Below are 12746 nucleotides of genomic sequence, written 5' to 3'. Positions count from 1 at the left end.
GTTTATTCAGTACCACCAACGGTCATGGCGTCAATTTTTAAGGTTGGCTGACCAACGCCAACGGGCACGCTTTGACCGTCTTTGCCGCAAACGCCTATACCTGTATCGAGCGCCAAATCATTACCAATCATCGACACTCGCGCCATTGCTTCTGGGCCGTTGCCAATTAAGGTGGCGCCTTTTAATGGCGCGGTGATTTTCCCGTCTTCAATTAAATACGCTTCCGACGCCGAAAAAACAAACTTGCCGGAAGTGATATCGACCTGACCACCACTAAATTGCGGTGCGTAAATGCCTCGCTTCACGGACGCGATAATCTCGTCCGGCGCATGATCACCACCGAGCATATAAGTGTTGGTCATTCGTGGCATCGGTAAATGCGCATACGACTCACGACGGCCGTTACCGGTGGCCGCAACACCCATAAGGCGAGCATTGAGCTTGTCTTGCATGTATCCGACTAAGCGCCCGTCCTCGATCAGAACGTTATGCTGGGTTGGCGTACCCTCGTCATCCACTTGCAGTGAACCGCGACGATTGGCCAAGGTGCCATCATCGACAATGGTGCACCCTTTCGCCGCCACTTGTTCACCAATCCGCCCCGCATAAGCCGACGAGCCTTTACGGTTAAAGTCACCTTCTAAACCATGGCCGACCGCTTCATGCAATAAAACACCCGGCCAGCCTGAGCCCAACACCACAGGCATGCTGCCAGCTGGAGCTGGTTTTGCTTCGAGCATAATCAACGCTTGGCGCACCGCTTCATCAACAAAGCTTAAGTAGCGCGGCTGTTCGTTCTGCGAGTCATTTTGGTCAAGCCACACTGGCTCGAAGAAATACTGATAGCTGACACGGCCACCACCGCCTGAAGATCCGCGTTCACGCCGACCGTTTTGCTCAGCCAACACACTACAATTCAGACGCACTAATGGCCGAATGTCGGTCGCCAACGTGCCGTCAGTTGCCGCCACTAAAATATGCTCGTACACGCCGGTTAAACTTACCGTTACTTCTTGAATACGTGGGTCTGCTTTGCGAGCGTGCTTATCCATGGCTTGCAACAACGCAATTTTCTTACTTTCGCTTAAGCTGCTCAGCGGGTTTTCTGGCTGATAGAGATCGTGACCATTCACCGACGTCAGAACTTTAGCTTTGCCTTCACCGCCGCTATCAGCAATACCCTTGGCTGCTTTTGCTGCACGCGTCAGCGCTGCTGGGTCGATGCTGTCCGCATAAGCGAAGCCAGTTTTTTCACCACTAATTGCACGAATACCGAGACCGCTCTCGATACTGAAGCTGCCACTCTTCACAATACTGTCTTCGAGCACCCACGCTTCGTGGCTGCTGCTTTGTAAATAAATGTCGGCATAATCAATGCGACTGCCGGCCAGATCATCTAGGCAATGCTGTAACAATGACTCGTCGAGTTGCCCCGGAGCCAACAGCTGTTCAGCGACTTCAGTTGCTATCTTCAATGAAACGCACCTCAAATTTGTTGTGTTGCTGCACCGGCATACGTTGGCGCAGCGCATGAAGTTCAGAAAAATCAGGAGTAACAGTTAAAAAGCCAGGCGCATCGCCAAGCTCAGCAATCACTCGACCCCACGGGTCGGCCACCAAGGAGTGGCCGTAGGTCTCGCGACCATCATCGTGGGTACCGGTTTGATTCGGAGCCAGCAGATACACTTGATTCTCAATGGCACGGGCTTGAATTAATGCGCGCCAATGAGCCGCCCCAGTTACTTTCGTGAATGCCGACGGCAAAGCAATCAATTCTGCACCTTGCGCTCGTAATGCCCGAAACATCTCAGGGAAACGCAGGTCATAACAGACCGCTAAGCCCAGCTTACCAAAAGGCGTATCTGTGACCACTAAACGCTTGCCGGGTACCGTATACTTCGACTCCCGATAGCTTTTTGTTTGGTCAGCTACATCGGCGTCGAATAAATGAATTTTATCATAACGCGCATGCACGCGGCCTTGGTCGTCGTACAAAATTGAGGCGGCGGCGTAGCGCTCACCTTCGTCAATCGCTAACGTACCAGCAAGAATCCAGAGTTGAAACTTCTTTGCACAGTCCGCAATAAAATCCTGCACGTCACCCTGCCCAAAGCTCTCAGCACAACGGCCTTGAGCCGACTCACCTGCACCAAACCGGGCAAACATTTCGGGCAGAATCACTAAGTGCGGCGCAGCTGTGGTTGCCGCCAACTGCTCGAGTTGCGTGGCAATGTAATCACGGTTCAGCGCCCATTCACGGCGCGAAGTCCATTGCAGTAGACTAATGCTCGCCATTGTTTTCGCTCTCAGGGCTTTCGTTCTCAGGGGAGTCGCCTTGAGTACATTTGCGCTCAAGCTCAGCTTCCGTATTTTCCGGTAACTCGCGTGGCAATACTTCGTCGGCTAACTCAGGCAATTCCACTTCCTGACTATCGCGGCTTACTTCATTCACGACCGGGTCACTCATGGTACCCGTGACTTCGTACTGCAGGCGGCTAATTACTTGCGCGTCGTGCAGCATACGGTCGATGAGTAACGCTGCTAAGCCACTTGGCGGGTTAACCATAAACGCCAACAACACCGGCAAACTCGAGGTTACTTTCGGTACATAAGTCAGCTGATAATGGATCGCTTCCGTGGCAAGGTTCGTGGTACCGCTTACTGTCATATCACCAGCAGCGCCATTCATGCGCGTGTTGTCTGTACTGACCACCCCGTCCTGCAGGTTCAAGGTACCACCGAAGGACGAATAAAACATACCGCGCGCGAAAATGTCGCGGAAGTCGAGGGTAAACTTACGAATCACGCTTTCTAAGCTAAGCACTGAGAAAATCCGTGCAGCGTCTGGGACGTCGCGCAAATACCCCGGACCTAATAACCATTGCACTTCGCCGCTCAGGTCAGCGCGATCAAAGTCGGTTGGCAGTCCAGGCCAATTTAATTGATATTCCACTTTTAAGTCTGAATCACGCACCACTGAAGTGAAGCCCATATCGGCAACATAGGCACCGATATTGTTCGAGTTAAAGCTGCCACGAATCGTGGTGCGCAAGTTTTCACCTTGGTCATGAGTCCAGCCACCTTGTGCAGCCAAAACAGTACGACCACGGCGCATTTCAAAGCGTTCGATTTGCCCGCCGGCAGCCGGGCTCAAGCGCAGGCGCACTTCGCCTAAGTCTTTGTCATCGTAACGACAAGTCCGACAATTAAATGCAATCGGCGGTAAACCTGCCAAAAAGTCCGGATCAAACACTTCGCTGCTAGTCACTGTTTCCGCAAGCTGAGAAGCATCATCACTCGCACCTTCTTCAGTATCGCCGCGTGCCGCTGAGCTTAATAGTAAATAATCCGCCCCGACGGTAATCTGCCCTGGCGTCGCCACATTCCAATCGACACGGGTGCGGGTGTTGTCGGCCGTTAAGTCGATTAACCAACCGTCATCCGAGCTGCGCCCTGTAATTTCACTATTCGGAAACCGTTGGCCCAACCAGTGCAAAGTTGTCACATTGGCGTCAATGCGAGTTAATGCCGGAATGCGAGCCGTTGCTTGGCTGGCACCTGCTGCTTCACCTTCAGTAATCGTTTCACTTGCAGCAGTCGCTTCACTGGCAACAGCGCTGTCTTCGTCGGAAGCACTTGCATACAGCTCACCAATCAGTGGCAACCAGTCGCCTAAGTCCGTTTGCTCAAAACCGGCAAAAATTTGAAAGCCTTGTGCAGGTCGCGCAGCAACCGGATAATTGCTCGCACCGAGTTGAATTTCGAGGGCTTGAAAACCGCCTTGGCTCAAAGCCATTTCACCACGCACCTGCAGTACATCGGCAACCCGCCCAAGTGCAACAAGATCATCATCGTCAATGCGCAACTCTAAGCGGGCGCGACGTTCATTTCCCGGCACATGCGCAATCGGCTCCGGTAGATTGAACTGACTCGCTGCCAAGTCACCATCAAGGTCAATCTCGAGCTGAAACTCTTGCCCCAGCGCAATGGCGAGTTCCGCCGTCCAATCCATCTCACCGCCTAAACGCGATAATAAGGGAATCTCCGGGTAGCGCTGGGCTAAATCGGGTAAGTTCCAAAGCCCAGCAAGGTCAGCGCGTAGCATATACTCGTCATTGCTTAAGCCACCAGTGAGGTCAACTGTTGCCGGCTGACCAAATAGTCGAGCTGACTCTGTGGTAAACCGAATGTCGGCATTGTCGAAACTGAGTTCGCCATGAACGTCCCGCAACCACATATCGACAGAACTCAAATAGATATTATGATTGGCGAAATTGACACTGCCAGCAGCAATGACGTCACTGTCGGGCACTAACGGGATATCGAGCGTAAAGGCGCCTTCAATCGGCTCTTGCACCTGCACTTCGCGCAAGGTGGCTGCAACTGAGCCAGCTAATGGACTTAAAGCAAACATGTCAGCAAGCGGCTGCGGCTCTGCGACAATAGATGACGCAATGTGCAGGTGTGGCTCACTGTCACCAATAATACCGCTAATAACACCATTCACCGTCGTTAATGGAATTCCCGCAAGCTCACCGCCACGGGTTTGAATATACAGTTCTTGGTCGACAAAGCGTAAATCTGCCTGCGCACCGACAATTGCCGGCCAGTTAGGCTGAAACTTCAGCCCTAAATCGTTCATTTGTACCTGCGCTTGAAAAATACCGTCGCCTTCCTGATACGGAAACGCCGCCATTGGCCCGCGCCAAACCATGCGTAAATCGTCAACGGTACCGGCCACCAACGAGTCGGTTAGGTACTGGCCTAAACGTTCACCCATTTGCAGTGGCAGCAAGGTCACCACGTCTAAGACCGCCATGCCGTGACTACCACCGACCACGAGCCAGTCAATTGCGACACCTTCCGCATGACCGTTACTAATGCGCATCTGTTGACGAATTTCCGCACCTGGCAATCCGAACGTTGCTGAGTCGATATCGAAAACCCAATCACCATTGTTTTGTAGCCAGCCACCGGCAATTGCCAACTCACTCAGCGCTTTGTCGTCGTTATAGGTTGCTGGCGAGCTTAAGCGAACTTCGTCACCGCCAACGACAAAATTGCCTTGCCTGCGGCTGCTCCACAGCTCTAGTTGCAAGCCTGAGATACCCGGCACGCCTCGATGCGGTTGCCAGTCGAGGTCATCCGCACGTAAATGGAATTGCCACTCCCGTTCTGGCGTTAACCGCACTTGCAAGTCAGTTACGACACCGCGTGTCGCAAGACCTTCCGACCATTCAGCTAAGACTTCACCCGGCGAACCAAACACGCTCCACAGTGGGCTAAAATCGACAAGTTCAATGTTACCCGTGTTCCACGTGTGTTCACCGTTGCGGTATTGCCACAACACACTGTCAATCAACCAAGTCCGCTCATCAAGCTGGATTTCCAATGGCTGGCTATTCAGCAGCCAACCATTTTCTTCCGGTTGTAACACCCAAGAGGTCGGCTGTGTGGTGAGTTCATGTTCTTCGCCATGGCGTTCCCAACTCAGTACGTTTTGATTTAGGTGTAATTGGCCGTGACCAAACTGGCCTTCGCTGAAGTCGAGCCAACCTTGTAGGTTAAACGCCGTGCGGTTAAATCGGGCAGTTGTGGTTAACTGCTGAATCCATGGTGTGATATCCAGGTTTTGAGCGTCAACGTATAAACTGCCTTGGGCGCTGGCAAAGGTGTCGCCTGTCACATCGAGAATAAAGTCGAGTGAATTCACGGTTACGTTTGGAATTCGGAAACTTCCGGTCGCTTGGCGATTGCCATTGTGCTGCCGCCAAATGAGTGTATCGAGCTGGATTTCACGCGGAGCTTGCTCAAATAAGTGAAAACGCACTAAGACGTCGTTTAGCTGGAAGTGATCGAGCTGACGTAAAAACAGTGCTTCAAGGAAATCTAAGGTTGCGTCGGTATTGCCAACCTCGCCATCGCGCTGAATTTGAATATCAAGCTCGGCACCCATGGCCGAAAAGTGCTCAAACTGCAGTTCCCAGTTCCACAAGCTCTGCCAAAAATGAATACCTAAATTCGCCCGTTCAACATGCAGTGAAACCGGTGAGTCAACCTCAGGGCTTAAACGCAAGTCATGCAGCACCACAGTTGGCCCAGTGCGTGTCCAGTCGGCGTGCAAGCCTTCGAGCGTCACCGGATAACCGAGTTGTTGACTAAGCTGTTCGGCAATGTCGTCATGAAAACGGTCCGCGTACGGCAACGAGTACCGCACAACACTGAGCAGCACCGCAGCGACCACCAGCAGAATGCCAATGGTTAGCCATAGTTTTGCAATAAAAAAGTTAACCGCTTTACCTAAACTCACTACATCATCACCACATCAAATTGTTCTTGATGGTACAAAGGCTCCACCTGAATCTTAATTTGCTTTCCGACAAACACTTCTAATTCCGCCAATGCTTGCGATTCTTCGTTCAATAACCGCTCTGCGACAGCAGCTGACGCATAAACGACAAATTTATCCGCTGCGTACGCCCGGTTCACCCGGACAATTTCGCGCATCACTTCATAGCACACGGTTTCCACCGTTTTCATGGAACCGCGACCTTTACACACCGGGCATTCCGACGACAACACGTGCTCTAAACTCTCGCGCGTGCGTTTGCGGGTCAGTTCGACCAAACCTAACGAGGTAAACCCGCTGATACTGGTTTTGGCGCGATCTTTGGCGAGTGCCAGCTCTAAGCTGTGTAACACCCGACGTTTGTGGTCGTCGTTCTGCATGTCGATAAAATCGACAATGATAATGCCACCAAGATTTCGCAACCGTAGCTGGCGCGCGATGGCCTGCGTTGCTTCGGTATTGGTATTAAAAATTGTTTCTTCCAGGTTACGATGACCAACAAACGCACCCGTGTTGATGTCAATGGTGGTCATCGCTTCGGTTTGGTCGATGACCAACGAACCACCCGACTTCAATTGCACCCGACGGTCTAGTGCGCGCTGAATTTCATTCTCGACATCAAACAAGTCAAAAATCGGTCGTTCGCCTTCGTAATACTCCAAGCGATCGGTCAGCTGCGGCACAAATTCCGCCACGAATTCTTGCAGTTGCTGAAAGCTTAGACGGGAATCAACCCGAATTCGTTCCACTTCAACACCGACAAAATCACGTAAAACCCGTGCTGCAAGGTTTAAGTCCTCATACAACATGCCGCCTTTTGAGTGGCGTTTTTTGCGCTCAAGAATCTTTTCCCACAGCCGGCGCAAAAACAATGCGTCTTGCTCGAGCTCTTCGCGCCCTGCACCTTCTGCTGCTGTACGAACAATGAAGCCAATGTCGTCGTCACAGAATTGGTCCACAGCTTTACGCAGGCGTTCACGCTCGTCGTCACTTTCAATGCGCTGCGACACGCCAACGTGTTTTGAACGCGGCATCAACACCAAATAACGGGAGGGAATCGTAATGTCGGTGGTCAGCCGCGCGCCTTTCGTGCCAAGCGGATCTTTCACCACTTGCACCATAATGTGCTGACCTTGTCGGACTAACTGAGAAATATCGGCTGGCGGTAAATGCTCACGATCCAGCTCTTCAACGTTTTCAATGTGGGTAATAATGTCGGAGGCGTGCAAAAAAGCGGCTTTTTCCAAACCAATATCAACGAACGCAGCCTGCATGCCTGGCAGCACTCGGCTAACTTTACCAACGTAGACATTGCCAACCAGACCCCGGCGGGCCTGACGCTCAATGTGTACTTCTTGCAGAATTCCGTTTTCCACCAGTGCCACTCGCGTTTCACTTGGCGTCACGTTAATCAGAATTTCTGCACTCATCGGCGTTTACTCCACGTTGTTTGCGGCCAGTCGCCACTGTTTCAATAATTGTTCGGTTTCGTATAGCGGCAAACCCACCACGGCGAAATAACTACCGGCGAGATGTTGCACAAATTTACCCGCTGCACCTTGAATACCATAGCCGCCAGCTTTGTCGAGCGGCTCGCCGGTCGCCCAATAGTCAGCGATCTCTTGTTCAGAAAGCTCGGCGAAGGTCACTGCAGTCTTGACCACCACAGACCAGCTCCCCAGCGTCGAGCACAAATGCACGGCTGTCAGCACCTCATGGGTACGGCCGCTTAGCCATGTCATCATTTGCTGAAAGTGAGCAAAATCCCGCGGCTTCTCGAGCACTTGGCAGACACCGTCAACCAGCACGGTCACAATGGTGTCCGAACCGAGCACTGCGGTGTTGGTTTGCCAGCGATTTTGTGCACTTAATATACCATAAACCGCCTGCGCTTTCTCCCGCGCCAGCCTTGCGACATAATCTGTCGCAGCCTCTCCCTCGGAGCGCTCTTCGATAATGTCCGCCGGCTGGGTAGTAAACGTCACACCAAGTGACTGCAGTAGTTCTTGCCGACGTGGAGACGCCGACGCTAGATAGAGATCACAGTTCATTATTCACGTACTACCACTCTTTACGCCTTACATTCTTTACAGGTTACATTCTTTACAGGTTAAATTAACGGACAAGAAACTTACGGCGCACTTTGCGCAGCATTAAAAACACCCAAGGCCAAAACAATGCAGAGCTGAGCGCTGGCCAAAAGTAATGCCACATCAGCGGGGCGTTATTTAAATAGTGTTCAAATATGTAGACAATGGCGCGGGCAACAAACACCAACACCATCACCAGCAAGGCTTGCTGTGACAGTGAAAAATTACGAATACGGCTGTAATAACGTGCGGCTGGATACGCAACAATTGCATAGGCGGCGGTATGGAAGCCGAGCGTTGAGCCTAGTAAGACATCAACCGCTAAACCAACCCCCGCTGCATAGCCAATATTGACCCGATGCGGTAAGGCGATAATCCAATACACTAGCACCAGTAACGGCCACTCGGGGCGCCATGGCGCAATGGCGAGCGACATCGGCATCACCGCAAGAATCAGCGCCAGCACAAAAGTAATGAGAATAATCGTACGTTGTAGAATCCGACCCAACATTAGCGGCGCTCCTCTGGCAGGTCACTCGCGTTGGCGCTTTCAGTCGCGTCACCGTTAAGCGGCTGGTATTCACTATCACTTTCCCACAACAGCAGCAGCATTCGAATACGGTCTAAGTTTGCCACTGGCGTCGCGCGTACTTGTGCGAAGGGTAACGACTCGTCACGGATAATCGCCGTAATGCGCGCAACCGGGTAGCCTTCTGGAAACACACCGCCAAGCCCTGACGACATTAATAAGTCACCAACTTGTAACTCAGTTGAGTGCGGCACATGCATTAATTCGAGGGTATTGGTTTCACCGACACCTTGGGCGATGACGCGAATACCGCTGGCTTGCGCACGAGTCGGAATGGCATGGCTTTGGTCAGTTAGCAGAATCACTCGAGCGGTAATCACGCCAACGTCAACAACTTGACCAACCACACCTTCTGCGTCAATCACCGGTTGCCCAATATACACACCATGCCGCGTACCTTTGTTCACCACCACTTGATGGGTAAACGGGTCGGAGTCGACAGCAATGACCTCGGCGACCATGCGCAAACGCTCACGGCGCTCATCGCTGGCCAACAAAGTCCGCAACCGATCATTTTCTAAAGCAAGAAATTCGAACCGCTGCAGCTGCCCTTGCAAGTCAAGCATGTCGCGCTTCAGACGGTCGTTTTCGGCAATTAAACTGCGCCGACTTTGCAGGCGGTAAACCAGGTTATCAAGACTTTGCTCAGGCATCACCGCCAAGTATTGCACCGGGCTAATCACTGAGTTTAGAAACATCCGAGCTTGTTGCATGGCGCCAAGGCGGTGGTCTGCGAAAATAAGCAAAAACGCTAGCACTAAGGCTAGCGTTAAACGCACACGCAAGGAGACCGTTCGAATAAATAGCGGAGTCGACACGGTTTACTCGTCGTTGAAGAGGTCGCCACCATGCTCGTCGATGAGCTCGAGAGCTTTACCGCCACCGCGGGCAACACAGGTTAATGGGTCATCAGCGACAATCACTGGAATACCAGTTTCTTCCATCAGCAAGCGGTCGAGGTCGCGTAACAAGGCGCCACCACCGGTTAGTACCATGCCGCGCTCAGAAATATCCGCCGCTAATTCTGGCGGTGACTGCTCGAGTGCATGCATAACCGCCGCCACAATACCCATGAGCGGCTCTTGCAGTGCTTCCAGAATTTCATTGCTAGTTAGAGTAAACGAGCGTGGCACACCTTCGGCAAGGTTACGGCCGCGAACTTCAAGTTCACGCACTTCTTCGCCTGGGTAGGCCGCACCAATTTCATGTTTGATCCGTTCTGCAGTTGCATCACCAATGAGTGAACCAAAGTTACGACGAACGTAGCTAATAATCGCTTCATCGAATTTGTCACCACCAATCCGTACCGAGCTGGAGTACACGACACCGTTTAGGGAGATAATCGCAACTTCCGTGGTACCACCACCAATATCGACCACCATGGAACCAGTTGGCTCAGACACGGGTAAACCAGCACCAATGGCTGCGGCCATGGGCTCGTCGATGAGTACCACTTGACGGGCGCCTGCACCTAATGCTGATTCACGAATGGCGCGACGCTCAACTTGGGTGGCACCGTAGGGCACACACACCAGAACCCGCGGGCTTGGCCGCAGGTAATTATTCTCATGTACTTGCTTAATAAAGTGCTGAAGCATTTTCTCGGTGACGTGGAAGTCGGCGATAACACCGTCTTTCATCGGCCGAATCGCTTTAATGTTGCCTGGCGTACGACCGAGCATTTGTTTTGCCGCATGACCTACTGCCGCAACACTTTTGGCACCACCCGCGCGGTCCTGTCGAATCGCCACTACAGACGGTTCATTTAGCACAATGCCTTTATCTTTCACATAGATGAGAGTGTTTGCTGTTCCCAAATCGATCGAAAGATCGTTGGAAAACAAACCGCGCAACTTCTTAAACATGGGGGGTTGTTCCCTTTAACGTGATTATTGTGGTGAACATTAACAAAATGTAGCGCTAACTTTACCAAGCTGAGATCCCTGCGGCAAGCATGTTTTCGCGGTTTTGCAAGATTTATACAGTTTGCGATCACTTACATTCCAGCGACCCAAATTTGCGCTGTCATGAAACCGTCATGCACTCGGTTTAGGCTGCGGGCACACGTACCCCGCTTTCGCAAAAAGGACTATTTATGCTTCACCGTCATTCTTCCGCAACCCGTGCGCCATCATCAACACCTGCGCGTCTGCAATTCGACACCAAGCGCTTCGTCACTCGCTCCGCATTGTTAGCTTTCAGTATGACCACATTGCTCGGCTGTAGTTCAGCGTCACCTGCAAGTTTCACGCAAGATGACAAAAACGCCCTTAGCGTCCGTAGCACAGCAACCGTCACCTATTACACCAGTAAAACACCGTATGCACCGCGGGCTGACTTAAGCAGCTACTCGGTGCCGCCGTCAGGCTATCAGTTGATCAGCATACAGCACGTAGCGCGACATGGCTCACGCGGGTTATCTAGCCCAGACGCCGACGACTTAGTGCTGCAGTTATGGTTGCAAGCACAACGTGAACAAGCGCTAACCCCGCTTGGCAAAGAACTAGGTGCAGCAGTCGTCAGCATGCTCAATATTCATCATGACTTAGGTTATGGGCAATTAAGTGAGCTAGGGCGACAAGAGCACCGCGACATGGCCGTGCGCTTAATTCAGCGCCATGCCCAAACGCTCGTTAACCTGCCAGCAACAGCAGCCTTTGGTGTCATGCATTCAGGCCGCTCACGAGCGCGCGACAGCGGTGAAGCCTTTGTTCAAGGTTGGCTGCAAGCCCGCCCTGAAGACCAGCAACGCTTTCAACCCGCATTCGCAGACGAACATGTGGTTTATTTCCACAGCGCTGAAGGTTCTGAAGGCTATGACGACTACAAAGACGGGCCACGTGTGGCCGCCGTCATGGACGGTTACTTGAACGATCCACGCACTCAGTCGGCAAGCCGAGAAATTCTCGAACCGCTATTTCACCCCTCGTTTATCGACAAACTCGAACAAGGTGCGTATCAATTCGTCGCTTATGACGATGCCGATGATCAAATTAACAATGCCGATGATGCGGCGCTCGCAATCTATGACCTCTTCAGCATTGCCATTAACCTGAGTTTAGAAAATGCACCGGACTTCACGCGTTTCATCCCTGAACCGACCCGTGAGTGGCTAGCACTCATTGACGACGCGGACTCTTTCTATGGTCGTGGCCCAGGCTTTGCTGACGAAGACATTAGCTATGCAGCGGCACGTAACCTTGTGGTCGACATGGTTCAGCGTGCAGAAGCAGCTGCTGCCGGCAATCAAGAGTTTGCCATGTTCCGTTTTACCCATGCCCAAGCGTTGATGCCAGTCGCCACTTGGCTTGGACTGCCAGAAGCAACTCAAAGTGCCGACCCGAACTTGCCGTATAGCTACAGCAATAACCCGTGGCGCGCCGCGATTATTGCGCCGATGGGGGCGAATATTCAGTGGGACGTCTATCGCAATGAACAAGGACAGACACTGGTGCGAATGCTGTGGAACGAACAAGAAACCCCGTTTGCAAAGCACTGCCAAGCGTATTCCGGCTATTTTTACCAACTAGCCGAGCTGAAAAGCTGCTACGAAATCGAGTAGCTCAATTCTGTTTTCTGAGTGCAAGCCCTGCGGTGCAGGGCTCTTCATGGAACTGTCATCGAATTAGCGCAAAGATGTAAACAAATTGTAATCAGTGCTGACCTCTTTTGTCACATAACCTTCTTACACTGCCTTCCCATCATTACTAAAACGATG

At 52.0% G+C, this 12746-nt stretch carries 9 protein-coding genes; 1 reads left to right on the top strand and 8 read right to left on the bottom strand.

What is annotated here, in order from left to right; genetic code table 11:
- Positions 1 to 2 precede the first annotated feature (2 nt).
- From tldD to CWE06_RS07815, 8 genes are all read right to left on the bottom strand, one after another.
- A complete protein-coding gene (gene tldD, locus CWE06_RS07850; protein WP_275065575.1) occupies positions 3 to 1469 on the bottom strand; it encodes a metalloprotease TldD in 1467 nt (488 codons plus the stop codon).
- On the bottom strand, positions 1459 to 2295 hold the full coding sequence (locus CWE06_RS07845; RefSeq protein ID WP_126792880.1) for a carbon-nitrogen hydrolase family protein: 837 nt from the start codon (positions 2293 to 2295) through the stop codon (positions 1459 to 1461). Before CWE06_RS07845 ends, tldD begins: the two co-directional genes overlap by 11 nt.
- Positions 2282 to 6310, bottom strand: coding sequence for a YhdP family protein (locus CWE06_RS07840; protein ID WP_126792878.1), 4029 nt, complete (start codon positions 6308 to 6310; stop codon positions 2282 to 2284). The genes CWE06_RS07845 and CWE06_RS07840 overlap by 14 nt, the downstream gene beginning before the upstream one ends.
- Positions 6310 to 7779 carry a ribonuclease G gene (rng, locus tag CWE06_RS07835; RefSeq protein ID WP_126792876.1) on the bottom strand — a complete coding sequence of 490 codons (1470 nt, stop codon included), beginning with the start codon at positions 7777 to 7779 and terminating at the stop codon, positions 6310 to 6312. Before rng ends, CWE06_RS07840 begins: the two co-directional genes overlap by 1 nt.
- A gap of 6 nt (positions 7780 to 7785) precedes the next feature.
- A complete protein-coding gene (locus CWE06_RS07830) occupies positions 7786 to 8400 on the bottom strand; it encodes a Maf family protein (RefSeq protein WP_126792874.1) in 615 nt (204 codons plus the stop codon).
- A gap of 64 nt (positions 8401 to 8464) precedes the next feature.
- Positions 8465 to 8950 carry a rod shape-determining protein MreD gene (mreD, locus tag CWE06_RS07825; protein ID WP_126792872.1) on the bottom strand — a complete coding sequence of 162 codons (486 nt, stop codon included), beginning with the start codon at positions 8948 to 8950 and terminating at the stop codon, positions 8465 to 8467.
- Positions 8950 to 9846 carry a rod shape-determining protein MreC gene (gene mreC / locus CWE06_RS07820; RefSeq protein ID WP_126792870.1) on the bottom strand — a complete coding sequence of 299 codons (897 nt, stop codon included), beginning with the start codon at positions 9844 to 9846 and terminating at the stop codon, positions 8950 to 8952. The genes mreD and mreC overlap by 1 nt, the downstream gene beginning before the upstream one ends.
- A 3-nt stretch (positions 9847 to 9849) precedes the next feature.
- Positions 9850 to 10893, bottom strand: coding sequence for a rod shape-determining protein (locus tag CWE06_RS07815; protein WP_126792869.1), 1044 nt, complete (start codon positions 10891 to 10893; stop codon positions 9850 to 9852).
- A gap of 230 nt (positions 10894 to 11123) precedes the next feature.
- On the opposite strand from CWE06_RS07815, the gene CWE06_RS07810 reads away from it, so the two are divergent.
- Positions 11124 to 12590, top strand: coding sequence for a histidine-type phosphatase (locus CWE06_RS07810; RefSeq protein WP_126792867.1), 1467 nt, complete (start codon positions 11124 to 11126; stop codon positions 12588 to 12590).
- The last annotated feature ends 156 nt before the right edge of the window (positions 12591 to 12746 follow it).

Origin of the sequence: Aliidiomarina haloalkalitolerans, assembly GCF_003987315.1 — a bacterium.
Taxonomy (GTDB): domain Bacteria; phylum Pseudomonadota; class Gammaproteobacteria; order Enterobacterales; family Alteromonadaceae; genus Aliidiomarina; species Aliidiomarina haloalkalitolerans.
The sequence above is the reverse complement of the archived record's forward strand: the minus strand, read 5'-3'. Positions and strand labels throughout refer to the sequence as shown.